The sequence below is a fragment of the Clostridium sp. 1001271st1 H5 genome, assembly GCF_005845215.1.
GTDB lineage: Bacteria > Bacillota > Clostridia > Lachnospirales > Lachnospiraceae > Enterocloster.
This window is the reverse complement of the sequence record NZ_SPHO01000001.1, coordinates 1-25,942: the sequence shown is the minus strand read 5'-3', so window position 1 is coordinate 25,942 and position 25,942 is coordinate 1. Positions and strand designations below refer to the sequence as shown.

Sequence of the window (25,942 nt, the reverse complement as noted above, 5' to 3'; positions counted from 1 at the left end):
TTATGCCTTAGGCTACACGCTTTTTCCCGGACCTGTCATGGCCCGGATTGATTTGATTGTCATTGTTTCACCATCCCAAATTGAAACAAAAAAACGGCCTGAAACAGTCAACTGGATTTACGCAGTTCTGCTACACGCCGTTATTCATATCATACCATTTTCTGTAAGTTCCGTCAAAGGTATTTTTGAATAAAAAAAATCCTCTGATACCAGATTAAAATAGTCGTATTCTCCTCTTCCACAAGTCAGGTCCGCCTCCACATGATACCTCCTGCCCCGCCTGACAGGGAACAGATGAGGCACAGGGCCAGCCTGCCCTTTAACTGCGCCAGCCACCGGACCGCCCCGGCCTCCCCTGTGGCAGCCATATCCAACCGCAGTTCCTCTATCCTCCTGGCCCAGAATTCAAAATCCGACCACCTGCTGGGAATCAAATCAGCAGGTATCTTAAGTTCCAGCTTCCACGCCAGGAATGTTCCTGCCAGAAAGAACACGGCTGCCAGGATGCATCCCCTTATCTCCCTTCCCCTTTCCACCTTCCTTTCTCTCCTGCTGCTAAAAGCAGTGAGCGCCCGCAGCGGCATCATCCACAGGGGCAGACATATTCCAAAGCCTGCGGCGGAGGAAAAATAAGTTCCGTCCACCAGGACCTTTCCGGAGTGAATCCCATTCCTGTACAAAAAACGTTCCGCTGCTGTTTTTCCTGTTTCCATACCTGCATAATCCGTCCGCGTAAGCAACATGAACCTCATGGCGTCTTTCGCCTTGGCGGGCAGCAGTATGACAAGGGATGAATCATCGGTAACACCCTGTATCCTGTAAGCCTTCTCCCTGCACCAGATATATGTTCCCGTCACATCCGGACCTCCGAACAGTTCCATGGCAAGACCGCTGCTGATGACGCATCCATCCTGGTCTGACCGGTAGCCGTATGTGCCTCCCAGCAGCCTGCGGTATGACGCCATTTCCTTATGCCCGTATACAATAATGCAGTCCGCCTCCTCTGACCTTCCCAATACGGGGTTCATTACCTTTACCTTTTCTGTCCGGGACCAGGCCGAAATTTCAGGGGGCATTTCCCTGCCCTGCTCCTGTTCACGCTCCAGCGCCTGGGAAATCTGCTCCGCCTCCACTGCACTCCCTTCCCCGCAGTACAGGAACACCTGGTTTCCTGCATCCTTCATGGTCCAGGCCAGGATGGCCCCATACCCCCATAAGACGGCGATGAGTATCAGCCCAATCCATCGTTTCATTCTTCCACCACCCTGACCCGGTCGCCTTCACTCACGGATTTGTTGGATTCCGTAATCAGCTTCATATCCTTTGTCACAAGACCTGACACAGCCGCCGCAGAACTGCTCTTTTCCAATACCTCCACCTGGATTCTCACTGCCTTCTCTTCCTCTCCCAGTATGGTTTTCTCCGGCTCTGCAGCCAGGCAGTAATATCCTTTATTATCCTCCCGCAGAGCCTCGATGGGAATCACGCAGGGATATGCCCCGGATTCCATATTCACAGCAAAGGATACCTGGTCCCCCAGACTGCCTTCGCCTTCCTGCATCCTGGCCGTCAACTGGATTTTCCCCTCCTCTCCCAGCTGGACCAGGTCTTCCACTTCTGCTTCTGCATTCTTTGACTTCCCTGCCAGCTTTACTTTCATCACAGTACCCTTTTTCAAAAGACCTGCCCCGGCAGTCTCCTTGTCAATCTGTGCCTTTAGCTCCAGGCTTCCCACTGCCAGCCTGACCTGATGCCCTGCCTGGATTCGGTCGCCGGCCTGCAGTCCGGTATCCACCATCACCCCATCCGCCGGCGCCTTGATTTGTCCCTGTGCTTCTATATATTCTTCCATCTTTCTCTGCTTTTTCCGGATTTCTTCCATATCCAGTTTCATAGATTCCTGTTTCAGCCCGGACATTTCCCTTCCGGCTGCTTCCCCTGCCGCTGTACCGGCATCCGACACCCTTGCATTTTCCACCTTTTCCATGGCCTGATACAGGCTCTCCTCCAAATCCCGGACCTTCCTGCCTGCTTCCTCCAGCTTATCATCTTCTGCCTTTAATGCATCCTCATAGTCCTTTCTCAGGTCCTCCTGGGTTTCCTTTTCCCCGTAATCCACATCCTCATAATCCTCCTCGGCCGCATACATCTTTGCCCTGGCCTCCTCTACCTTCAGGTCCTCTTCATCCCGGATATCCTCTAAATCCTCACTGGCCCGCTCCAGTTCCAGACCCGCCCGTTCCAGTTCCTCCTCTGAAGCCTCCTGTTCCTCCAGACGGTCCAGCTTCTTCTGTCTGTCCTCCACTTCCCGCTCCGCCTTTCTCACAGCAGCATCCCTGGATTTCTGAGCTGATTCATACGCCCTTCTGGCACTTTTCATGGCCTTACGGTTATCCTCCTTCACCTGCTCCCTGGTCCTGTTCTTCTTCTGTACGTAATCGTGCTCCAGTTCAATGGCTGCCGCCTCATGGTCCGCCTCTGCCTCAGCCAGGTCCCGGTTTCCCAGTTCCAGCGCCCTCTGGGCTGCTGCCAGCTGCTGCAGTGCAAGGGTCTCCTCAGTCACCCGCGGCACAGCAGCCGAGGACATCTGCTCCTGTTTCAGGGCCAGCTCCGCCTTTCTGTACTCCAGAGCCAGGGCATCCCGTTCCTCCTCCAGCCCTTCCATCTGAAGGGTCAGAACCGTATCACCGGCCTTCACCGGCTGCCCGGACCGGGCCTGGATTTCCTCCACCTGCATATTCTCCGGCAGTGATATGTATACCATTCTTCCGGCAGTAAGCTCCCCCTCTCCCTGTACTGTATAGGAAACCACATCCTGCTTTCCATATCCCGCCTTCACCCGTATGACGGTGAAGGAATCCAGCGCCCTGGACAGAAAGGTCAGGGCCGCCATAAGGGCCAGGAATACGGCCGCTGCTTTTTTCACATTCATTGAGACTCACTCCTTGATTCCTGATGCGGCAATCCCCTGCTCCAGCGTATCCTGGCCCATGATAAAAAGCAGGACAGGGAGAACCATCATAATGACCGAGGCAGCCCAGGCAGCTCCTGCCTTATCAGCCGATATATCCGGCAGATAAAGGGACAGCGGCCACAGCCTCTTTTCCTTTAAAAATGTCATGGGTTGTTCAATGGCATTCCAGTATTCCAGAAATCCCAGTACCAGCATGGAAATGATGCCGGGCCGCCCCACCGGCATGCCTACCTTCATGAATATGGAAAAGTCCCCTGCTCCATCCAGTCGTGCGGCCTCTATAAGGGGCGTTGGAATGGATGCAAAAAATTTTGTCATGATAAAAACCGGAAATGCGGAAAAGATTCCCGGCAGAATAACCGCCAGATGGGTATTTAACAGACAAAACTGCTTAAGGACCAGGTAATTGGGGACCATGGTCACCTGAAAGGGCTGCATCATGAGAATGATATAGAACAGAAATAATGCCCTCTTTCCCGGAAACCGGAAGTGGGCAAAGGCCCAGGCTCCGGGAAGGGCTATGAGCAGCTGCCCTGCCAGTGTCAGCCCTGTCTGCAGGCAGGAGTTCCAAAACATCACATAAAATCCCGGTGAATCCAGAAGCAGCTCCACAAAGGGACTGAGCGTGGGATAGGAGGGAATGAGGGCTGCCTTTATGGGAGCATTCCCAATGCCAAAGACAGCGCCGAAGCGCTGAAGCATCTCCCCTTCCGACATCAGCGAATTGCCTGCCATGAGAATCAGGGGGAGCCATATGAACAGGCACAGGAGAATAAGGACTGCATTTACCACAATACGTTTTATCATCTCTTTTTCCTCTTCCAGGTCCAAAACAGCACCGGAATCAGGATAGACGATTCCACCATCACCGATGCCGCGCTCATCTTCTGGATATCCAGGGATACGAACCAATGGTTGAACAGGTGCTGGAGCATGTAGATGCTCTCATGGGGATAATCCCCGGATATAAGGTATGCCTCCCTGAACACCTTGAAGGAATTAATGACAGACAGCACCAGAACCAGAAAACATGTGCTCCTGAGCCCGGGCAGGGCCACATAGTAAAAGCTCTGCCAGGCCCCGGCGCCGTCCACCTTTGCCGCCTCAAAAAGCTCTTTCGGTATCCCGTCCAGACCGGCCAGCCAGAGCATCATATCGTATCCCGTGTTTTTCCAGATATAGGTCAGCACCAGAATATAAAATGCACTGTCCTGATTCAGCCAGTCCCGGCCGGTCCCCCCTGCCCCCACCACCATCTGGTCAAGAAGCCCCTGCGGATAGAGCAGAAGCTTCCACAGCAGCACGACAGACGCCACGGGAATGGCCATTGGCAGAAGTATGGTAGCCTTATACAGGCCCCGGTTGTCCGCAGCCGATGTCACAAGCACGGCGGCCCACAGAGAGAAGGCCATCAGCGCCGGTATGCACACCAGAATGAAATGCAGGGTATTCTTCACAGCCAGACGGAATGCCTGACTGTGAAAAACCTGCATAAAATTCTCCATGCCCACAAACTGCCCGCCCACTGCCTGGAAAAAAGAGCGGGCCACCACGTTCACAAAGGGTATGAGCACGAATATTGCTGTCCCCGCCAGACTTGGGGCTAAGAACAGCCATGGCCTCATGTTACGGGGATGGAGTTTGAAACAGTTCCCGGATTGGGGGTTGGTATGTTCCCTATTCCGAAAAATACAGCATTGCCTTGTTCTGCGCATTCTGAGCCGCCTGTTCCAGGGTCAGGCTTCCCTCAAAGAATCCTTTTGTCTCATTGATAATGATTTCCGTAAGAACCCGGTCCATCCGGATAGGACGGGACGCCTTGGCCGCAATATCAAACACAATCCGGCGTTCCGCCTTTGCAGGCCAGCTGCCTGCCAGTTCGTAACCGTCCGTACCGCTGACAGCAATGGATGTGCCGTTTGCATTTTCCCGGTCCACCCAGTCCTGGGCTGCCAGAGCATTGACAGGAAGACCGTCTGAGAGGTCCTTTGACTGGACATCCCGCCCCAGCACAAAGAGAATAAATTCCCGCGCCATCTCCTTGTTCCGGCCGGCCTGGTTGATTCCCATGGTTCCCGCCGGCAGGTAGGACGCATTCACATCCTCCATGGCAAAACCGTGCTTTCTCTGTACCGCCAGGGGCAGCAGAACATCGTACATCCCCTCTATCTTATCGATTGCAATGGCGCTCATGCCACGGTCCACACGGTCGTACTCACTTCCCAGCAGTCCATCCGTTCCCGGCATAAGGTTGTAGACATTACCCCTTCCCCCATCCTCGGACTCATCAAAAGCAGGCCGGGCTCCGTTTGCCTCCCCCAGGACCTTCACTGTCTCCAGCAATTCCTTTATCTTATCCGGATAGGGCTTTCCTGTATTGATATCCACAATTTCATCGTATTCCAGCATCAGTATCTGACGCAGCAGATTCTCATAATTTGTCTTTGGCCGCAGGGGCAGATGGGACGAATCCTTCTGGTAATCCCTCATGGCTTCCATGGAACCAAGGCTGGCTATGGCCTGGCTGTCTCCATAGGCAGCCAGCAGCAGCATCCTGGTGGGAATCTGGTAAATACCACCGTTTTCCTCTGTATAAGGCTTTGACACCTGCTCCATCAGCTCTCCGGAAGTTATCATGGGACTTAAGGATTCCTTCATGTCCTCAAGAATCCCCTTCTCTATGTAAGAGTCCGCCGGAAGTCCGTCCAACACCAGCAGGTCCGCCCCGTTTCCTCCTAACAGCTCCGTGTTCAGGGCCCTTATGGTATCAGATACCGTGGTGCTGCCTGCCTCTGTCTGTCCGTCAATCAATTCCACCCTGACATCCGGGTGTTCCAGCTGGAACATGGAAGCTGCCTGGCGGATGGTATCTGACTCTTCCAGATTCAGTCCGTACACCGTCAGTGTCCGGGTAGGCACGGACGGTATCTGGGAGTCATATGTATAATGCTTCAGCTCCTCCTTGCCATCCTGGGATATCCATACATAAAAATCATCCTGGGTCCCCACAAACAGTTTATTGAGATTGGCGCTGGGCATACTCAGGGAATTCAGATTGCCGTCAGCCACTGTCTCCCACAGGCTTCCTCCCTGGTTCATGTGGTGGATTCCCTGGGGATTTGCAATGTATATCCCCCCGCTTCCGTCATCAGCCATGGGGGCCCACATATCAAAATCCGGCGACTGGAACGGTATCTCTTCCTTGGCAGAAGCCGACATTCCGGATATATCATAGCTCAGGTAGGCGCCTTCACTGTTTGTGATATAGCTGTCCCCCATAAGCAGGCCGGATGCCTTCCATTCCATGGAGCTCCACTTCTGGGGCAGGGAAAGAACCAAATCCCCCTCCGGCGTGTACACGTCCGTCATCCTGCTGTGGGACAGGAGAATCAATCCCTCTTTTGACACTGCCGCAAAGTCAGGTCTTACATCGTAGTATTCACGGTCATTTTTGACGGAAAAAACATGGTCCAGAAGCATCTGGGGCTCCTGTCCCTCTGTCAGCTTCATCATAAATGTCTTATAATCATCCCCGGCCTGGTACACCACATAACGGTTTCCATCCTCCCCGTATATCATGTGCAGGGACCCGTATGGAAATTCCAGGCCCTCCAGCAGGCTGTTGTCCTGTTTCTCCCATTTTTCACCTGTCCATATGTATCTGCCGGCTTTTTTGTCCCTGACCGTGTACAGTTCAAGAACCTTGTCCTCTGTCTGTATGATATCGGCGGCTCTCTCCCCTTCTTCCAACAGTATGTCTATGCTGCTCTCCACATATCTTCCCCTTGGTCCGTCCGGCTGGTCCCCTTCCCCTGCCTGTTTCTCTGATTCTGTCTGCTGTCCACGTCCATTCCCGCTGCCGTCCGTACCGGAGGTGGAGGAACAGCCCCACAGGCAGCCTGCCAGCATGCTGACAGCCAGGCACAGGCCCATAAATTTCTTTTTCATTGTTATTTCTCCCTTCTGGTTCCGGAAGATGTGTCCGGCAGTCTGCTCCTGCCGTCCAGTCCCTCCCGGCCAATCTCCATGTCCCCTGTATCATAGCAGACAAATCTCTAAAAAAACTGAAAAACCGGAAGAATTTCTTTTAGGCTTTTTAGAGATTTGTCTGCTATAATGATTCCATATATCAATGACAATGGGGATGGGATGATGAGGATTCTGTTTGTTGAAGATGATAAGGAATTATGCGACGCCATAAAGCTGCAGCTGGAGCAGGCCGGATATGTTACCGACTGCTGCTGCCAGGGACAGGAGGCTTTTTATTATGCGGCTGAATATCCCTACGATGTAATCATACTGGACCGGATGCTTCCCCAGATGGACGGTCTCAGCGTCCTGGGAGGCTTAAGAAGGATGAATATTACCACGCCGGTCATTATCACCACAGCCCTGGACGGTATAAACGACAGGATTGACGGCCTGGATGCAGGCGCTGACGACTATCTGGTAAAGCCCTATGCCGTGGGCGAGCTGCTTGCCAGAATCCGCGCTCTTACCAGGCGGCCGGGGAATTTTAAACAGAGTCCCGCGGCAGCCTGTTTAAACATTAGCCTGGACCCGGAAAAAAGAGAGCTTACCGGCCCCCAGGGAACCCTGCAGCTGAGCAAACGCGAGTCCGCCCTGATGGAGTACCTGATTCGCAATGCAGGCCAGGTCCTTCCCAGGGGGCTGATTCTGTCCTACATATGGGGTCCTGACTCCGAGGTGGAGGATGGAAACCTGGACAACTATATCTATTTCCTGAGGCGGCGCCTTAAATCCATCGGGGCACTGCCCCGGATTAAGACGGTTCATGGAATCGGATACCGCCTTGATAACGGAGGGACTCATGATTAAACGGCTCCGGCGGCAGCTCACCGCCCTTTTCACCATGACCACGGGCCTGATTCTGACCCTGGTGGTCATTGGCATCCTGGTCATAAGCGCCAGGGAATTCAGCAAAAAAGCCATGGATGCCTTTCAGAACCAAATGCTGAATATCACCTCCCGGCTCCAGTCCGGCTCCACCATCAGCTGCACCTGGCTGTCCAGGCTGGAAAGTGATAACCGCCTGATTATACATATTGAGGATAATGGAAAGCCTCTTCTTTACCGCGGCTCCTGGTCCCCGGCCAGCGAACGGGACACCTTAATTATGCGGGCCAGGGAAGCCGCCAAGGCCCAGGGCATTGACCCGTCAGTGCGGCCGGTGTCCTCCTCCCTGCTCAGAAGCTCTGTATTCACGGTAACAGGGGACCGCAGCGACACCTATCTGGGCAGCGTGCTTGTCCTTCCCACTCGGACGGGCTTTCAGAGCCTGACGCTGCTGGCCTTCAAGGACCCCATGGGATTCGGCTTCTACCGCCAGGGTATCCTGTTCTTTCTTCTCAATCTGGCCGGCATCGCCGCGCTGATGTCCGTCAGCTGGGTATTGGTGGGAAAATCCTTAAAACCATTGGCGGAAAGCCAGAAGCAGCAGAATGAATTCATAGCAGCAGCCTCACATGAGCTGAGAGCACCCCTTGCAGTTATCCGTTCCAGCATCTGCGCTGTCCGGGCAGCTCCTGACCAAAGGGAAAAATTCATGGATAACATGGACCGGGAGTGTTCCCGCATGTCCTGCCTGGTAGGCGACATGCTGCTTCTGGCCTCTGCCGACACAGGGCAGTGGAGCCTCAGGAAATCCCCTCTGGACATGGATACCCTGTTAATCAGCGTCTACGAGCGCTTTGAGCCATTATACCAGGACAAGGGCGTGTGCCTGAAACTGGAGCTGCCCGAATCCTCCCTTCCCAGGGTTTCCGGGGATGAAAACCGCCTGGAGCAGGTTCTGGCCGTCCTCCTGGACAATGCCCTGCGCTACACGCCCAAGGGCAGAAAGGTCAGACTGGCCGCGTCCGTGCAGACGGATAAGCATCTGCTCTCCCGCAGCCGGGACATGGTCTGCCTTACCGTATCAGACCCGGGCTGCGGCATGGATAATGAGGCAAAGAAACATATATTTGACCGGTTTTACCGGGGAGACAGCTCCCGAAGCGATAAACAGAATTACGGACTGGGGCTCAGCATTGCAAAGGAGCTGGTACAGCTTCACGGCGGCGCCATAAGTGTGTCGGATTCACCGGAAGGAGGCGCCTGTTTCCAGGTCCGCCTGCCTGCCGGACCTGATTCTCAATCCTTAAGCAGGTAGAGGTCCACTGCCTCTGCGCATCCGTCGTGGTCATTGTCAGCCACCACCACATCGCACCCTTCCTTTATGTGGGGCAGGGCATTGCCCATGGCAACAGAAAGCCCCGCAATCTGCAGCACCTGGGCGTCATTGTCCGCGTCCCCCACGATGATGGTCTTATGAAGAGGGATATCCAGGTGCCTGCACAGCCACACAAGACCGCTGGCCTTACTGACATTCAGGGGGGACAGCTCCAGGGAAGCGCCTTCCGCATATGCAAGGGCAAGGGGAAGCCTGCAAATCCGGGAATGAAGCCGTTCCCGGATATCAGCGGAGGCTGAAAACAGGTTCAGCTTCTCCACAGGAAAATGCTTTTCCCTGTAAAGAGCGGCAATGTCATCAGTCTTATTCACCACCCGGTCCATCATCTTCTGGTAAATGCCCATGTGGTAACGGCCGGTGTCCGCCACCTGGCTTTTATTTGCCAGAGCCTGTCCGCTGCTCATCATGTATACCATTACGTCCTCATGGGCAGCGATTTCCAGCACCTGGTCCACCAAATCAGGCGGGAGTGTCTCTGAGTGGAGGACTCTCTGCCGGCCCGCATCATAAATCAGCGCGCCGCTTTCGCAGACATAGTGGCTGACACTGGCAAGGACATCCCTGAATTCCTCCAGCTCGCTGATGCAGCGGCCGGTGGATAAGATAACGCGTTTTCCCATGCGGGCAGCGCGGTTTACTGCGTCTAATGTACGGGGCGATATGGTCTTTTGGCTGTTCAGTATGGTGCCGTCCATATCAAAGCCGATTAATTCATAGTGACTCATGAAGGTTCCTCTTTCATTTTCTTTTTTTCTATCTAACAGAATACACCCCCTTTCCAAAAGTATCAATAGAAAAGCATTTCCTCATGGAACTGTAAGAATTTTTCAGCTTTTCTTCAAGTCTTATGGGGCTGGCTGTATTATATTAATTATATGGAAACATGATGGAAGAACAAAGTAAATGGTCCTAATTGACCGGAAAGGAAATTTTCATGAAAGGAAGATTCAGATTCATTCCTGTTTTGATGTTAACAGTCCTCCTGACCGCCCTGTGCACGGCAGCAGTCACGCAGCGGCACATTCTGAGCCGGAAAAGCGATACATATAATTCCAGCGCTCCGGCCAGGGCAACGGTTCCGGCCGGAACAACAGTGCCAACCGGAGCCCCCTCCGCCGGCACCGTCATCCCCCGGCTTTTTGTTGCCTGCGGGCCGGATAAAGAGGAAATCCCCTCTTCTTCAGGCGGATATGAATTATATACGCCGGACAGTGAGGGAAACGAGGGAGGCATCATTGCCTGCGGGGCAGAACCCCTCTCCTATCTGGTTGAAAAGGTGCAGGACATCCCGTACGTCAAGCTGGGAACGGATATAACCCTGGAGTTCAGGGATGGCACGGTCCCTGATACCATAACGATTCAGGACCTCATACTGCGGAATGACGGTTCCCCTAAATACACAGAACAGGCCACAGAGGAATTTACCCTGGCCTGTTCCGGCGGCACAGCTGTTTTTTCCCTGAATACCAACGGGGCAGCCATGCTGAGTTCTGATATGTCTTCCTATATGGAAGCAGGTATTTTGAGAGGATTCCGGGTAAACTGCCAGTGGGCGGACAAAAGCACGGCGGAATACGGCTTTGTCATCCGCACTGACGCTTCATCCACAGAAATCCGTAACCAGGCAGACTGACGCCCGACGCCTCCATGGGTTCACCTGTAACCATATCCCTATACATGCCGGCCAGTCTCCGTCCCCTCATTCCATGTGACTTACAGATATTTTTCCTCATACTCCTCCACGGATATGGGCCTGCTGAACAGGTATCCCTGGGCCGTCTCCACCCCGCAGGTGCGCAGCACGGACATCTGTTCCTCTGTCTCGATTCCCTCGGCCACCACCCTGATTCCCATCTTCCTGCAGATTCCTGCAATGGATTCGATGATGGCCTGGGCCTTGGGATTATTGACCATGTCGTCCACCATGGTCTTATCCAGCTTAAGCACGTCAAATTCCACCGAAGACAGCAGGGACAGGTTCACATACTCGGTTCCGAAATCATCCAGGGCAACGGTGAATCCTGCCTGGCGCAGTTTCCCTATCAGGTCCTTTAAGTCTATCTCCGGCGCGTTCCGTATACTCTCCGTTATCTCGATTTCCAGGTATCCCGGTGAGATTCCATATTTATCACACAGCTTCACCAGCTGTTCCACAAAGGAGGGCTGGGCCAGGGAAAACCTGGAAAAATTCACTGAAACCGGAAATGCCTGTTTTTCCCGGTCAGCCCACTCCTTTACCTTGGAGCAGATAAATTCAAAAACAAAAAAGTCCACCTGGCTGATGGTCTTGGCCTCCTCCAGAAGGGGCAGGAAATTTCCGGGCAGCACCATGGACCCTTCCTTTGACTGGTAGCGTATCAGCGCCTCTGCTCCCACAGCAGTCCGGTCCGCTGAGGAAACCTTGGGCTGTACATAAACCACAAAATGATTCTTTCCCAGTTCATCCGCCAGAATCTCCGGGTTGGACAGGTTGATTACCTCATCGTTCTGGTGCCTGTAGCGCCTGGACACAGGACTCCGGCGGTAAAACTCCTTTTTATCCTCATACATCCTGGCATCTGCATCCGCAATGATTTGGGGTAAATCTTCCGTTTCCTTCGCCCACCGGCTTCCCACCGCTGCCCTGCAGATGGTATCACGCTCAAAATTCTTCCTGAGCAGCTCCACCTTTTCTTCAAATGCTTCCTTTCCCCATCTCCGGCATATGATGACAAATTCATCTCCGCCGATTCGGTAGAAATCAGCCCCTTCAAAGGTCTCACGCATCCGCCTGGCGCATTCCACCAGGACCTTATCTCCAAAGGCGTGTCCCCTCAGGTCATTGATATCCTTTAGTCCGTTGACATCCAGATATACAATGCCCACCGGTGAATCCGTATCCTTCATATCATCCGTATCCGCAATATACCGGTTGCGGTTGTAGAACGTGGTCAGTGTGTCGTGATAGCTGAGGCGGTTCAATTCCTTTGCGTTCTCATCCCTGCGGTAAGCCAGCATGAGGAAATATCCCAGAGTGCGCAGAAGAGGGCCTATATTAACCAGCTCCTCCGCAGGAGGATTATCCACACCGATTGCGCCGCAGAAATGACCGTCCCGTTCCAAAGGCGCTGTTACCAGACTGGTGATTCCCTGCATCTTCAGTACCTCATACTCATCCCTGTAATTCTCTTTCAGCTCCTGCACATCCTCCAGCACCATGCACTCCTGCCGGTCAAAAATCGCAAGCCACCGGCTGACGAGTTCCACAGGCACACCCTGCAGCGTCTCCATCTGGGATTCCACGCCCTCTGCGCACCACTCATATTCATTGTACAGCTTACCGTCCCTTAACATGAATACATAGGACCTGTCCGCATGCATAAACCGCCCCAGTTTTTCAAGAATGACGGGAAGTGTTTCACTGATTCCCGCATCTCCATACAGACTGCGTACACAGTCCACCAGCATATCCTCTGCCCTGAGGGCAAACTTCAGGCTCTGCTTCTCCTTTTCCGCCTCCGTCACATCAAAGGCAATCTCCAGACGGGCCGGACGGCCGTTCCACTCAATCAGACGGTCCTTTAACAGATAATGGCGGCCGGTTATGGGATTGGTATTCTCCCATGTAACAATATCATCATGACCCGTAAAATGCTCCCTGCAGAACGGGCAGGGTTCCTCCCGACCATGGAACACCTGATAGCAGAGCTTTCCCTCAATGGAATCCAGGTGGAAATTCTTCATTCCCGCCTCATTTAAAAACAGCAGCTCATAGGTCTGCGCATCTGAGACATACATCATCTCGGATATATCGTTGAGAGGAGCGCGCAGTGTATCCCACATGCGGTCCAGACGCTGTTTCTGCTCCCGGTTGGCATTTTCCTTTTCCTGTATGACAGCCTGCATTTTATCCTGTCTGCGCTCCTGCCATACCAGTATCCCCCATACTCCCATGGCGGCAAGTATCAGGACGCCGAAGCCCTGGCTGGCCTGATTTACCTGTTTCTCCGTATACAGCTCTGCCGCTGTCACGGTTGCATCCGCCAGCTGGAAGTAGCTCTCACTGAGCTCAAACAGGTTCTCCGGGTCTGCTCCCTGCCTCACCAGCATAATTTCTTCTTTAAGCATCTGCCACTGGCTTTCCATGGAAGCCAGAAGGTCCTGGTAAGCCTGGTCGTCCAGACGGATGAGACGGTTGATTCCCTGGCCGGTGGCCAGCTCATCCAGTATCCCGTCCAGATGCTCTATGAGGGCATCATCCGCATGTCCCTTCAGTTCTTCCTTGACAAGACGCTGTGTGGCGCCTCTGACAACGCCTGTATAGTTGATAACCCTGGCATTTCCCTGCAGATTATGTATGGACAGAAGGGACAGGGCTCCCAGTCCCAAAAGAGACAGGAAAAGGACAAAGGGAATAAGTTTTTTTTTCATATGTACCATCCTTCATGACCGGATGCATCCGGAGCTTTCTTATTTTAAGTATAGCACCAAATTTCATTTAATCCAGCGGGTTTTTACTTTTTATCCGAAATGTTACCACAGGGGTGACTTCCCTCTGAAAATGTTATATAATATGGGGTATCAAAGCACGACGGAGAGTGAATATGGATTTAATCAACCAGTTCATAGAGAATTATAAGAAGAAGATGAACTTTTATGAGACAGCCGGCCGGATGGCTGCCAGACAGCTGGAAAACGCCCTTCAGGCAGCCGGTATCCGGGCCATGGTGACATCCCGGGCCAAAGCCCCGGGACGTCTGAAAAGCAAGGTTCTCATACGCAATTCCAGGCGGACAGTCCCCTACAAGAACATGCGTGAGATATATGAAGATATTGCAGACCTGTGCGGCGTCAGGGTGTCCCTTTACTTCCCGGGCGACCGCGACAAGGCGGACGGCCTGATTAACGACCTCTTTACCCTTCTGGAAACCAAGCAGTTCCCGGAGCAGTCCAAACCGCCTTCCTATAACAAGCGTTTTTCCGGTTACTGGGCCAACCATTACCGGGCCCATATGAAGGAAGAATCCCTGGACCCTTCCCAGAAAAAGTATGCCGCGGCCCGCATTGAAATCCAGGTGGCTTCGGTCCTCATGCACGCATGGTCTGAGGTGGAACACGATTTGGTCTACAAGCCCCTCCAGGGGACCCTGTCCGATGAGGAGCTGGCAATCCTGGACGAGCTGAACGGCCTGGTGCTGGCCGGCGAGATAGCCCTGGAACGGCTTCAGGACGCCGGCAATGAGCGCATCCGGAATAAGAATGCGGAATTCGGCTCACAGTACGAGCTGGCATCCTACCTGTACAATTATCTCAGCAACAACTTCCGGCCTGAGGATATTGAGCTGCGCATGGGCAATATTGAGCTTTTGTTCAAACTCAGCGGACGCCTGAAAATGAACAGTGTAAAGGTGCTGGAGCCTGTCCTCAAATCCGTGAAATTCGAGAAGGACCGGCGCAACATCTCCCAGCAGATTATTGACCAGATGATTACGGGCAATGAAAAGCGTTATCATATCTACCAGGAGCTGCGGGCCGGTCAGGAGGGCATCAGCGTGGACGAGCGCAATGCAGTGGAATACTTCTTCAGCCAATGGGTGCCCCTGGAACAGCTGCTCAACCGTGTCTCTTCCAAAAATTCCCCCAAGGTGCGGGGAGCCTTCAACATCAATACATTAAAACGGCTGAATCTGCTGGACAAGGAGTGCATCAACCAGATTGTGTCCCTGCGCAAGATTCGCAATGTGCTGATTCATGACATAGAAATTCCGGAAGCAGATTATATCAACCGGCAGGGAGACGAAGCCCAGTCCCTGTTCCACAAGCTGTCGGAGCAGTTTGCTGCCCCGGCCTAAGCCCCAGGATGGGCGCCGGACTGGCTGCTTTTGTTTATTCCGGCTTTGCATCCGGTCCAGGCCATGGTCATCCCCCGCCCCAGAACCTTCGGATTTCTTCCCGGCTCAGCCCCATGGCAAATTCCCTTTTCAGCACCAGGAACTGCTCCAGTTCCAGCAGACTCAGGTATAGCAAGGCCCGGCTCTCGAATTCCTGCCTGTGGGCAGGAAGAGGCTGGGCCTTCATCTGTAATTTCACCTGTTCAAGCTCCCGCAGCAGCTCCAGGGCATTGTTCCGTTCATGGAAGGAAACGCTTACGGACCGGAGCAGGGAGGCCACCACGGCCGCCTGTCCGGGTATGGTTTCCATCCTTGAAAAGCAGTCCCGCATCCTGCACAGGATGGCAAACTGGTTCCTGCGCAGCCCCATGTAAGCAAGGTAGTAGCGGGTGTCCGTCAAAAGGCTGTTCTCCATGCCCTCGTAAGCCCTGCGCTCCCCCTGCTCCAGCGCCTGTTCCAATGCCTGAAATCCATCACTGGCTGTCTGTCCTGCTTCATCCTCTGCCTCCAGTCCCGATGCCATCTGTCTCAGCAGGCAGATAAACATCTCCTCGATTTTTCTCTGGGCAGAACGTATGGCTGTGCCTGAACCCGGAATGTACAGATTGAGCAGAACCCCCACTCCTGTGCCCACAAACAGCAGAAGGGCCTCGTTGGCAATGTCCGCCATGCCCATGGAGCCCTCAGCCAGAATGTGGGTCATCAGAACCGTGTTCACGGATATCCCCTCCTGTATGCCCCATTTCATGCATAAAGGAGTAAACATCAGCAGAAAAATCCCCATGGCCAAAGGCCGGTATCCCGCCGCTGCAAAGGATAACGGGCCAAGGACCATTGCCGCCAGGAAAGCCAGCAGCCGTCTGGCCATGACCCTTATGGTTTCCCGCTTCGTATCCTGGATGCTGAGCAGGGTAATCACGCCGGCGGAAGAGCTGTATTTAAGGCCCAGTGCCTGGGCAGCCGCCATGGCCAGCAGGCTTCCCGCAGCTATTTTTATAATTTTAAGGAAACGACCGGACCGTTCCATATGCACCTCCCGGAAACTTTATGCTTGTCATTGTCTCCCAATTGGCTGCCATCCATGCAGGAAGGAACCGCAGCAGACCGGAGCGTGTTCGGCATCTGACAGGAATGAGTTTTCAAACAGGCACTAGCAGACTGGCTTTGGCTCCGCCGGATGATGCTCCGCCGGATGAGGCTCCGCCGGGTAGTGCTCTGTCGGATGATGCTCCGCCAGATAAGCGTCCAGTATGGCGGCTGCCAGACCCACCAGCTCCCTGCAGGGGCGGGACTGGTAGTAGGCTTCGGTCCGGTCGGACGGTATGTAGCTGTCCTTTCCCGTGCCCTCCAGGCCCAGAAGTTCCCGGCACAGCAGGGTTCCTGTCCTCTCCTGAAATGCCTCTGCCAGCTCCTGGATTCTCTTGTAATGCTCCGTTTTGGCATCCTTGTCTCCGGGACTGTCATAACCATACACAATGCCAGCTGTCATGAATATGCCGCTGAGAGCCCCGCAGACCTCACGCAGCCGTCCCATACCGCCTCCAAAGGAGGAGCTTAACCGGAGCGCCTCCTTTTCCTCCATGCCGTGCAGGTCACAGAACGCGGCAAACACGGACTGGGCGCAGTTATATCCGCCGAGAAACAGCTCCATGGCCTTTCCCGCATGAACGCTTGATTCCACATCGATTGTCATTGAAACATCCTCCTTTTCTGGCTGTCCCATGGCAGACCCAAACAGGCTCCGGCCGGAACTGAATCCCATCCCCGATTCCCCTGCCTGCCGGACAGCAGAGGACCGGCAAGCCGCCGGTCCTTCCATTCCGGAATCACCCGGAAATATTACTTAAAATTATACTCAGTCACAATCTTCTCACGCCCTGTAGTCACATCCGTAAAATACTCATACAGGCAGATTCCCAGATAGGAGCCGGATATATTCCATACATTCCTGTACCCGCGGTTTATAAGGGCCATGCAGGCATTGTAGCTTCTCTGGCTGGACCGGCAATGAAGGTATACCGGACAATCCTTTGGTATCTCATCCAGACGGTCCCGAAACTCTGACAGCGGGATATTGACAGATGTCTTCAAATGCCCCTGGTCGTATTCATTCTTTTCCCGGACATCTATGATGCACGCCCCTGTCTCCACCAGTTCCCGTACCTTTGTCACAGGCACCTGCCTCACTTTTGCGTAAAGCAGGTTCAGGGCCACCAGGGCTGCCTGGTTCACCACATCCTTAGCGGTTCCGAATACCGGCGAATAACACAGCTCCAGCTCCTTTAAATCCTCCAGGGTACCTCCCATGGAAATCATGGCCGCAATGACATCAATCCTCTTATCCGCATTCCCCCGCCCAATGGCCTGGGCACCCAGAATCTTTCCTGTGGGATATTCATAAACCAGCTTAAAGTGCATGGGAGCGCTTCCCGGCATCAGCCCAACCTTATCCGTTGGGATAATATAGACAGAATCATGAGGAATACCGGCTGCTCCGGCTGCCTTTTCGTTCAGACCAGTGGCTGCTGCATTCAGGTCAAAGATACGGACCGCACAGGAGCCAATAACTCCCTTGTTATTATGGGGAATGCCGTACATATGGTCTGCCGCTGCCCTGGCCTGTCTCTGGGCCGGGCCTGCCAGCGCAAGCCTGGAAGGCTTATGGGTCAGCCTGTTAAACACCTCTATGGCGTCTCCCACTGCATAGATGTCAGGGTCGCTTGTCCTGTAATTGTGGTCCACCTTAATGGCTCCTGTCTCCCCCAGCTCCAGACCCATGGCCTCTGCAAGGCTGGTCTCAGGCGCAACTCCGATGGCCAGCACGGTCATTCCCGCCTTGACTTTCTTTCCCGAAGCCAGGGTGATGCTGTCTTCCCCGATGGCGCTGACGCCGTCGCTGACAATTACATCCACTCCATGGTCAAGCAGTTCCTTCTGAAGCATCTGTACCATATCATAATCAAAGGGTGCCATAATCTGGTCCTGGGCCTCGATGACCGTTACATGTCTTTTGTCCATGCTCAGATTCTCAGCCACCTCAATGCCGATAAATCCTCCGCCCACCACAGCCACATCCTGAATCCGGCAATCCGTCACGAATTTCTTCAGGTTCACAATATCCGTCACATTCCTTACCGTAAATACATTGGGCCTGTCCACGCCCTCTATGCTCTTTGGCCGGATGGGACTGGCCCCCGGTGAAAGGACCAGGATGTCATAGCGCTCCTCATAGATATCCCCGGTGCGCCCGTCCCTTACCCGGATGGTCTTCTTCTCTCTGTCCGCTGACAGGACCTCGCTGTCCGTCCTTGCTTCAATGTCGTACTGTTTCCTGAACTTCTCCGGGCTCATCATGACCAGGGCATTGCTGTCCTTTACCGTGCCGCTGAGATAGTAGGGAAGGGCACAGTTGGAAAATGACACGTGATGCCCTCTCTCAAACATAATGATTTCCGATTGGGCGTCCAGTCTCCTGGCCCTTGCCGCCACGGATGCGCCTCCGGCCACGCCGCCTACAATTAATATCCTCATAATCTCTATTTCCTTTCTTCCGCTGATATGATTCTCTCAAAACATGCATCTGCAATGTCCGCAGCCATGCAAATCATGTGGAGACAGCGGGTATCTTCTTTTTTATAGGTTTTCACCAGCTCACAGCAGGCATCTGAACCAAAACGTTCCACGAATTCCTCTGCAAACGCAGCCACAGCCGGTTTAAGCTCAGGCGTTGCATGGGCCCTTTCCTTAATAAGCCGGTAGCTGATGGCTGAACATCCGCCGCACAGGGCGCCGCAGGCCTTACCGCAGCCCATTCCCCCTCCGAATCCGCCCACCAGTTTAACCGACTCTTCCGGTATTCCCAGCTGGTATTCGTCATTCAGGGCGCGCAGCATGGTTTCCGCACAGTTGTTGTCCTTTTCAATGAAATACTCATATATCCTGTCCCTTGTCATCTTACCTCTCCTGTTCTCTCAAAGTATCTTTTATCCATATTATAGATATTATCACGTCCCAAGCTGACTATGCAAGTTTTTTGATGGTTTCGGCAGCGGAAAAGCACTGGGGATTGGGGGGAGGGGATGAGAAATGTGTTTTGGTATATCCCAATCTAAAAAGAAAAATGGTATGCCGGGTGAACCGGCATACCAATACATATATCCTTGTCCTCTTACTCTCCCTGCTGCTCCACATATTCCAGAAAATCAAAGTCAGCATAATGGGCATGTTTTACACGGTCCGCGCAGGTTATGCCTGCCATGGTTCCGGTGAACTCCCCGTATCTGCAGTACTCGTCGGAAAACCGCGTGGTATCAAAGATGCGCCCGATTTTCTCATATTCCTCTCCGTCATAGCTCCATTCAAACCAGGACTGTCTGCCCTGTACGTACAGCCTCAGGTAAACAGGCCGGTCCTCCACCGGTATCCTGGTGTTGAGGAATTCCGTCTTTACTCCGTTTTCCAGATGGATGACGGATAAGGCGCTCTGCCCCAGAGTTTCGCTGTAATATTTTCTCAGGTTTATGTAATTCATGTTGTCGTAATAGAGAATCAGCCCCGCACTGTGCTGGTGGACCTGGGGCACGAACTCCATTTTTGTGGTAATTCTGGCATACACGCTTGTCAGCTTTCTGGCCAGGATGCTCACCTTGTTCAGGGATGTCCTGGATTCCTGGCCCCTGAGCCGTACATAGCCCGGTCTGGCATTCACATCAGCAAACCTCTGGGGCATGATACGGGGCGCATAATAGAAATTTCCCAGCTCATTGCTGTCAAAACCGTCAAAGTCCGGTATTTTCTCCACCGGGAACTCAGGAAGAGAAGTCTCCGGCACCTCCAGCTTTGCCAGATTGCTTCCGTCCGCCATACGCAGCCACCCGTCCTCTGTCCACATCATTTTCTGTATGGCTGTCTCCCTGCCCAGGGTACAGCGAAGCTCCGGCACAAAGGGCCTGGCGCAGAGGTGGACCAGATACACCTCCCCTGTGGGAAGGTCCACATAGCTTCCATGGCCGGATTTCTGGAGGATGGAATCCGGATTATAATACTTGGGCTTTAAGTGGTCCGGGTCCTGTCTCTCGAAGGATTCTCCCGGCACACTGGTGACGATTGGATTCATGGGGTCCCTCTCATATGGTCCCCATACATTCCCGGAACGTCCCATGGTTACGCAGTGGTTATAACCAGTGCCGCCTTCCGCGCACATGATGTAATAGTACTCTCCCCGTTTTGTCAGATGGGGGGCTTCGATGCATCCGCGGTCCGTACCGCCCCGCCACATGCGTCTGGGATATCCCACGATTTCTTTTTTAGCTGCATCGTACTCCACCATGCAGATGGAGCCGGGCTTTTCATATCCTTCTCTTGTCTCCCATTCCAGGGAGACAATGTATTTCCTGCCATCGTCATCGTGGAATATGGATGCGTCAAAGCCTGAGGAATGAAGGTAGACCGGCTCGCTCCAGGGTCCCCTTATGTCCTTTGCAGTCACCAGATAATTATCCACGTCAAAATACCTTGCATTCATGGAGTTCATAACGCCGTACACCACATAGAAGGTATCTTCCGCCTCACAGTATGTCAGGCACGGCGCCCAGACCCCCTTTGCACTGGGAAGCTTCTTTAAATCCACCTTTTCATCGTCCGTTAGCACATGGGTGTAAAGCTCCCAGTGTTTCAGGTCCCGCGAATGGTAGATGGGGATTCCCGGAAACCACTCAAAGGTGGACACTGCCAGATAATAGTCGTCTCCTTTTCTGCAGATGCAGGGGTCCGGGTTGAATCCCGGAAGTATGGGGTTGTGTATCATCTCATTTCCTCCTTATCCCGGCCGGCTGCACGGCACCGGGCAGCTTCATAATTTCGGACAGCACCGTGCTCACCGGCATGGTCCTGTATGTTATTACTTTGCACCGGAAACCATCCAAAGGCAGCGCACCGGCCCAAATCCCAGCTGTCCCAGCCAATCCAGCCAGGTACATTAACCGTGTCTGTCAGTAGTTTATAGCTCCAGTAAAAATATCCGCTTCCTTTATCCCAGGCTTCTGTCTGCGCCTCTGCCAGAGCCCTGTAGATATGGCCTTTCTCCTTTTCATCCATAGCGTCCTGTCCTGCGCCTTCTTCGCCGTTCAGCACACTTCTGCCCCCCTTTGTATCACAGCCGCAGGCCAGGGAGTTGAAAAGGCACCATTCACCGCATATGACATCAAAATACTTTTGCATTTCCTCTATGTCCGTGGCATAATGGTTCTGGATATATTCCAGATAAGCGGGCAGGGTCTGTCCGCAGCCTGCCGCCTCCGCAATCATGAGATACTGGTGGGTGTCCAGGACCACATTTACATATTTGTCCTCCCTCATGAAATCCTTCCACGCCTTAAGTTCAAATCCGTCATGAATTACCACATATTTATCTTCCGGCATATGCTTTCGCAGGCAGTCATAGGCCCTCAGATAGAAATCCCTTAAAAACTCCATGGAAATGGGGCCTGACCCCTCTGCCGTGGCGGGCTCTGCCGGAGGATAGCGGTTTGGCACGTCAAATATCTTCCACATCCGCTCCGTAACAGGTTCATTCAGCACCTCGATTCCCCACAGTCCCTGCCTCCTGCCGTACCGTTTTGCCAGACGTTCCAGGACACCCAGGACATACTCCACCTCTGCCGGGTTTTTTGACCACTTACATACGCCGCAGATGCCTCCGTTGTCAAAACCATTCTGTCCTTCCGGCGCTGTATGCAGGTCAATCAGTATCTTTAGACCATACCGCTCCGCCCACCTGAATGCCTTGTCCAGCTCCTCCACACAGCCGATGAAGGGCTCCCTGTCTCCAAATATGAAGTACGGGACAGGAATCCGCACAGCTTCCATACCCATGGAGCGGATTGCAACAAAATCCCGTTCCGTGATATATTCTGAACGGTGTATCCTGATTCTGGCCTCATACACCTCCCTCGAAAGCTGCCGGGGCAGGTAATATTCATCCTCTGCTTCCGTTCCTTCAAACAGCGCCGGGCTCATCCATTTCTCCAGCACCAGCCAATTCCCTAAATTCACGCCTTTTATATGCATGGTTTTCTCTCCTTATTTGCCTTCAGATGCGCTCCTTACAGGATAAACCTGCATGGTATCCTATTTTCCATTCCGGCTCTTCAAATCAGCTATGATGCCTGAAAACTCAGCATCCAGATGATAGAAACTCATAATGACCAGTCCTGCCGCATAAATCCCAATGGGAATCCACACAAAACAAATTTTAATGGATGCAAGGGCGGAAGCAGACTGGGCAGCTGCCTGGCCCACATAACCTCCCAACTCCAGTATCCATCCCAAGAGGGCGGAACCAATTCCATTTCCAATCTTATATCCAAAGCTGCAGGCGCTGTTGACCAGCCCCTCGGTGCGGTATCCTGTCTTCCATTCCCCGTAGTCAATGGTATCTGATACCATGGCCCACATAGTGGCCCCGCCGCAGGCATTGCCCAGTCCCCGGATGATGCTGGATACAATGATAAGTCCCATGGCTCCGCCGGAGAAATTGAGCACCAGCATGCCGATAATATCCAGTATCAGGCCCACCGAAAACACATTGCGCTTTCCCAGCCGTTTTACCAGCATGGCGATAAAGAACATGCCTGCAATCTGCACCACATTGAAAATACCGTTTATCAGTGCCACTAAATCCTTATTGCCCAGTACATCCTTAGCATAAAAGACAGTGGAACCGCCGTTTACGGAATACATCAGGAAAAACAATGCCAGCATTCCTGTCATCATGAGCCAGTACTTATTCCTGAACAGGGCCTTGATTCCTTCTGCAAAAGGCACATTCTGCACCGGCTCCTCCCCCTCCTCACGGACAGCAGGCTTCACCCGCTCCCTGGTGCCCAGGAAATTAATCAGGAATGCCGCCACGGACAGAAGGCCGAACACCATGAATGTTTTAGTCCAGGCAGAAGGCGTATTTCCGAAATACTCCACAAGAGGCAGTGTAAATGTGTTGATGGTCAGTGTGCCTGCTGTTGCCAGCAGATTTCTGAAAATGCTCAGCACAGACCTCTCGTATGGGTCCTGGGTCATCAATGCGTTCAGCGCGGAATACGGCACATTGATGGCCGTATAAATGACCGTGGACACCAGGTTATATGTAATAAACACATACACCAGTTTAGGCGCAGAAGACCAGGAAACCGGCACTGAGAACAACAGGATGCCGGATATGGCAAAGGGTATGCACATGCGCAGCAGCCAGGGCCTGGCCTTTCCGAACCTGGATTTTGTCCTGTCCACAATCACGCCCATGATGATGTCGCTGATACCGTCAAAAAATCTTGAGACCATCATAATGCTTCCGACTGCAAAGGCACTGACCCCCGCATAATCCGTATAATAAAACAACAGAAATGCCGACATGGCCGTATAAATGATATTGCATCCGAAATCTCCGCAGCCATATGAAAAACGTTCCGCCAATTTCCCCAGCGTTAATTTACCTTCCCTATTCATCCCTTGATTCCTCTCTTTGTTTTTATAAAATGGCCCTGCCATTGTGGATGGATGGCAGGGACTGCCATAAGGCGGATTTTATCCTTATCCATGGAGAATCCGTCAATCCCCCATTGGGTCCGTCCCCAGTCTCCTGCCCTTCCTGTCCGGCCGGATAGAGATACGGTAAGCCGTAATCTCCATCTGTCCCTGTTTCCATGCGCATGGAATCTGTTCCCCGGGTATTTCTTTCATAATATATAGTATCACAGGATTCGTGGGGGGAACAGGACTGATACTTCCCATATAATAGGTCGATTTTCTCTTCTTGTGGGATGACTGCAGGAATGATACAATAATGAAAGAGGGGGATGAATATGACGGAAGCAAAAGAAAATATATTGTATGAAATTATTCAGGTACCCGAGGCCACAAAGGTACGTTTCTTCACCTCTGTGGACCCGGGCAGTTATGTACCCAGCCATTGGCACAGGGCAGTGGAAATTATTTATATTCTTGAAGGTGAACTGGAGGTAACAGCGGAGAGGATGAGCCGAAATCTCCCGGCCGGTCAATGCATCCTTATTAATTCCAATGTCATACACTCCACCAAATGTACCCATCCCAACCGGGCCATTGTGCTGCAGATTCCCATGGAGTTCATGGAAACCTATATACCTGAGGTAAGCCAGCTCCTTTTTCTGTGGAACCCCGAAACCCAGGACCCAATCATGAGGACCAAACTGGACCGGATGAAGGACACCCTGACCCAGATGCAGATTGCCAACGACATACGGCCGGAAGGCTTTTTGCTGCGTTTTAACAGCCTGCTCTTTGAATTATTGTTCCAGCTGTACCACAATTTCAGTGTACAGGTATTAAAACCGGATGTGAATCAGAAAAACAAAGATTTAAGCCGTCTGGACCCGGTACTGACCTACACGGCCAGGCATTACAACCGTCCCATCACCACCAGTGAAATCGCCCGGGTGGCCTTTTTACAGCCGGGATACTTCTGCCGTTTTTTCAAAAAATGTATGGGCGTTACCTTCCTGGAATACCAGAATGAACTTCGCCTGTCCTATATTTACCGCGACCTGATTACCACGGAGGATTCTGTCCGTGATATTCTGGAACGCCATGGCTTCACCAATTATAAATTATTCCGCAGGATGTTTGGAGAACAGTTCGGGGATACGCCTTCCGGCGTCAGAAAGAAAATGAGACAGGGCCGGTAAAATGATGGGCTTATGCCCTGTCCACTAAAAGTTCCGGCCCTATTCATGCCCTCCCGCCTCTACGAATACGGGAGGGCATAAAACAAATCACGGTGTTTTCCAGTATTTCTCCATCTTTGCCTTTGCCTCCTCCTGAGAAAGCGAAAACTTCTCACCCAGCTTCTGCATGGTCACTTCGTATGTATGTCCCAGCTCAACACAGGTCTCTATCAGCGCGCCCATACCCTTCTCCAGCCCCTTCTGTATTCCTCCTTCTTCCAGCAGCTCTCCTAAATATGACATGCAAAATACCTCCTTTACCTCGTTCAACTCTCGTTGTTTCAAAAATTTCATTGCAAATGCAAACAACATAGATTCCATACGCATAGAATCCTCTTTTCCCAGAAGGTCCTCCACGCCACGCAGCAAATTCAGACTTTCCTCAATGCGCTTTTTCTGCGGCATGGTCCCCCCCATAAGAGGTGTCAGCAGAAGCTCCACCATATCCTGTCTGGACAGAGTGCCCTGCCCCTTCTTCAGGAGCTTTCCCTGGATGATGCGCTCAGCACTCCAATCCTTCAGACGGATTACATGGACCTGATATGTATTCAGCCCTTCCCGGAGTTCTGTCTTCAGTTCCCGTACAGCAGAACTGCACACCACGCTGGTAATGACCTCTACCTGATAATAATAGCTGCACACTCCTTCGTATGCCCGAAACCGGCGAAGGTCCTCATCCAGGATGCTGTCACTTTCGAACTCAATGTGCCGCCAGGTCCCATCCTCCATCAGGTAATTGAAGTCCTCATAAAAATCCTTCATCTCCAGATAAATCTGTTCAGTGGGCGCAATCTGCCGGATTTTTCCTGTAATTCCCAGCAACGGCAGCAGTTCCGCACCAAAAAACTGTGCTGCCATTTTCATTGCACGGTCCTCCAGGGGTGCTCCAGAGGCCCTGGCATCCCAGTCCTCTTCCGGCCTATACTCTCCCAACAGGAAAGCACGCATCGTTTCTTTCATACAGCCTCCTTCTCAGGCGCCATATAAGAACCTATCTCCATTATAAAAGTTTTTACTTCCCCAGACAATAGTGGTTCTTTCTGGACTTTGGGTATTCCTTATAAAACATTAGCTGGTATCGGTTCGA

At 52.7% G+C, this 25,942-nt stretch carries 21 protein-coding genes; 5 read left to right on the top strand and 16 right to left on the bottom strand.

The features are described 5' to 3' along the window. Positions 1-245 precede the first annotated feature (245 nt). From FGS84_RS00100 to FGS84_RS00080, 5 genes are read right to left on the bottom strand one after another with little or no spacing between them, the layout of a single operon-like run. Entirely contained in the window at positions 246-1,253 is a 1,008-nt protein-coding gene (locus FGS84_RS00100) for an ABC transporter permease (RefSeq protein WP_138305718.1), read from the bottom strand. After that, positions 1,250-2,932 carry an HlyD family secretion protein gene (locus FGS84_RS00095; RefSeq protein ID WP_138305717.1) on the bottom strand — a complete coding sequence of 561 codons (1,683 nt, stop codon included), beginning with the start codon at positions 2,930-2,932 and terminating at the stop codon, positions 1,250-1,252. The genes FGS84_RS00100 and FGS84_RS00095 overlap by 4 nt, the downstream gene beginning before the upstream one ends. 6 nt (positions 2,933-2,938) lie before the next feature. Then, a complete protein-coding gene (locus FGS84_RS00090) occupies positions 2,939-3,781 on the bottom strand; it encodes a carbohydrate ABC transporter permease (protein ID WP_138305716.1) in 843 nt (280 codons plus the stop codon). Beyond that, the gene (locus FGS84_RS00085; RefSeq protein WP_347563743.1) at positions 3,778-4,599 is read right to left on the bottom strand and encodes a sugar ABC transporter permease; all 822 of its coding nucleotides are present in this window, start codon (positions 4,597-4,599) and stop codon (positions 3,778-3,780) included. The genes FGS84_RS00090 and FGS84_RS00085 overlap by 4 nt, the downstream gene beginning before the upstream one ends. A 52-nt stretch (positions 4,600-4,651) precedes the next feature. Further along, entirely contained in the window at positions 4,652-6,922 is a 2,271-nt protein-coding gene (locus FGS84_RS00080; protein WP_138305714.1) for a hypothetical protein, read from the bottom strand. A 204-nt stretch (positions 6,923-7,126) separates the two neighbouring features. Here FGS84_RS00080 and FGS84_RS00075 point away from each other — a divergent pair, with 204 nt between their 5' ends. Together FGS84_RS00075 and FGS84_RS00070 are read left to right on the top strand one after the other, a co-directional pair. Continuing rightward, complete coding sequence (locus tag FGS84_RS00075; protein ID WP_138306216.1) at positions 7,127-7,813, top strand: response regulator transcription factor; 687 nt, start codon at positions 7,127-7,129, stop codon at positions 7,811-7,813. Beyond that, positions 7,806-9,146, top strand: a complete 1,341-nt coding sequence (locus FGS84_RS00070) for a HAMP domain-containing sensor histidine kinase (RefSeq protein WP_138305713.1) — start codon at positions 7,806-7,808, stop codon at positions 9,144-9,146. The genes FGS84_RS00075 and FGS84_RS00070 overlap by 8 nt, the downstream gene beginning before the upstream one ends. Here FGS84_RS00070 and FGS84_RS00065 read toward each other — a convergent pair. Then, on the bottom strand, positions 9,128-9,952 hold the full coding sequence (locus FGS84_RS00065) for a Cof-type HAD-IIB family hydrolase (RefSeq protein ID WP_138305712.1): 825 nt from the start codon (positions 9,950-9,952) through the stop codon (positions 9,128-9,130). The genes FGS84_RS00070 and FGS84_RS00065 overlap by 19 nt on opposite strands. A gap of 242 nt (positions 9,953-10,194) precedes the next feature. Between FGS84_RS00065 and FGS84_RS00060 the strand changes: the two genes are divergently transcribed. Then, on the top strand, positions 10,195-10,860 hold the full coding sequence (locus FGS84_RS00060; RefSeq protein WP_207671106.1) for a hypothetical protein: 666 nt from the start codon (positions 10,195-10,197) through the stop codon (positions 10,858-10,860). Positions 10,861-10,940: 80 nt separating this feature from the next. Here FGS84_RS00060 and FGS84_RS00055 read toward each other — a convergent pair whose 3' ends face one another. Then, positions 10,941-13,637 (bottom strand): GGDEF and EAL domain-containing protein, encoded by a 2,697-nt coding sequence (locus FGS84_RS00055; RefSeq protein WP_138305710.1) that lies wholly within the window; start codon positions 13,635-13,637, stop codon positions 10,941-10,943. Between the two features lie 173 nt (positions 13,638-13,810). Here FGS84_RS00055 and FGS84_RS00050 point away from each other — a divergent pair, with 173 nt between their 5' ends. Beyond that, positions 13,811-15,058 (top strand): RelA/SpoT domain-containing protein, encoded by a 1,248-nt coding sequence (locus FGS84_RS00050; RefSeq protein ID WP_138305709.1) that lies wholly within the window; start codon positions 13,811-13,813, stop codon positions 15,056-15,058. A gap of 67 nt (positions 15,059-15,125) precedes the next feature. Here FGS84_RS00050 and FGS84_RS00045 read toward each other — a convergent pair whose 3' ends face one another. The 8 genes from FGS84_RS00045 to FGS84_RS31750 all read right to left on the bottom strand — a co-directional run bounded on the left by FGS84_RS00045 (position 15,126) and on the right by FGS84_RS31750 (position 23,833). Further along, positions 15,126-16,124, bottom strand: a complete 999-nt coding sequence (locus FGS84_RS00045) for an aromatic acid exporter family protein (RefSeq protein ID WP_138305708.1) — start codon at positions 16,122-16,124, stop codon at positions 15,126-15,128. A gap of 123 nt (positions 16,125-16,247) precedes the next feature. Then, entirely contained in the window at positions 16,248-16,859 is a 612-nt protein-coding gene (locus tag FGS84_RS00040) for a C-GCAxxG-C-C family protein (RefSeq protein WP_347563742.1), read from the bottom strand. Positions 16,860-16,936: 77 nt separating this feature from the next. Then, entirely contained in the window at positions 16,937-18,628 is a 1,692-nt protein-coding gene (locus tag FGS84_RS00035; RefSeq protein ID WP_138305707.1) for an FAD-dependent oxidoreductase, read from the bottom strand. A 5-nt stretch (positions 18,629-18,633) separates the two neighbouring features. Beyond that, positions 18,634-19,050 carry a C-GCAxxG-C-C family (seleno)protein gene (locus tag FGS84_RS00030; RefSeq protein ID WP_138305706.1) on the bottom strand — a complete coding sequence of 139 codons (417 nt, stop codon included), beginning with the start codon at positions 19,048-19,050 and terminating at the stop codon, positions 18,634-18,636. Between the two features lie 215 nt (positions 19,051-19,265). Further along, positions 19,266-20,903 carry a glycoside hydrolase family 43 protein gene (locus FGS84_RS00025; RefSeq protein ID WP_138305705.1) on the bottom strand — a complete coding sequence of 546 codons (1,638 nt, stop codon included), beginning with the start codon at positions 20,901-20,903 and terminating at the stop codon, positions 19,266-19,268. Continuing rightward, the gene (locus FGS84_RS00020; RefSeq protein WP_138305704.1) at positions 20,900-22,165 is read right to left on the bottom strand and encodes a cellulase family glycosylhydrolase; all 1,266 of its coding nucleotides are present in this window, start codon (positions 22,163-22,165) and stop codon (positions 20,900-20,902) included. The genes FGS84_RS00025 and FGS84_RS00020 overlap by 4 nt, the downstream gene beginning before the upstream one ends. Before the next feature lie 60 nt (positions 22,166-22,225). Further along, a complete protein-coding gene (locus tag FGS84_RS00015) occupies positions 22,226-23,599 on the bottom strand; it encodes an MFS transporter (protein ID WP_138305703.1) in 1,374 nt (457 codons plus the stop codon). Positions 23,600-23,701: 102 nt separating this feature from the next. Beyond that, positions 23,702-23,833, bottom strand: a complete 132-nt coding sequence (locus tag FGS84_RS31750) for a hypothetical protein (protein ID WP_264469599.1) — start codon at positions 23,831-23,833, stop codon at positions 23,702-23,704. 122 nt (positions 23,834-23,955) lie between these two features. On the opposite strand from FGS84_RS31750, the gene FGS84_RS00010 reads away from it, so the two are divergent. Beyond that, positions 23,956-24,816, top strand: coding sequence for an AraC family transcriptional regulator (locus FGS84_RS00010; protein ID WP_138305702.1), 861 nt, complete (start codon positions 23,956-23,958; stop codon positions 24,814-24,816). Between the two features lie 87 nt (positions 24,817-24,903). On the opposite strand, the gene FGS84_RS00005 is transcribed toward FGS84_RS00010, so the two are convergent. Then, on the bottom strand, positions 24,904-25,815 hold the full coding sequence (locus FGS84_RS00005; protein ID WP_138305701.1) for a hypothetical protein: 912 nt from the start codon (positions 25,813-25,815) through the stop codon (positions 24,904-24,906). Positions 25,816-25,942: the final 127 nt, after the last annotated feature.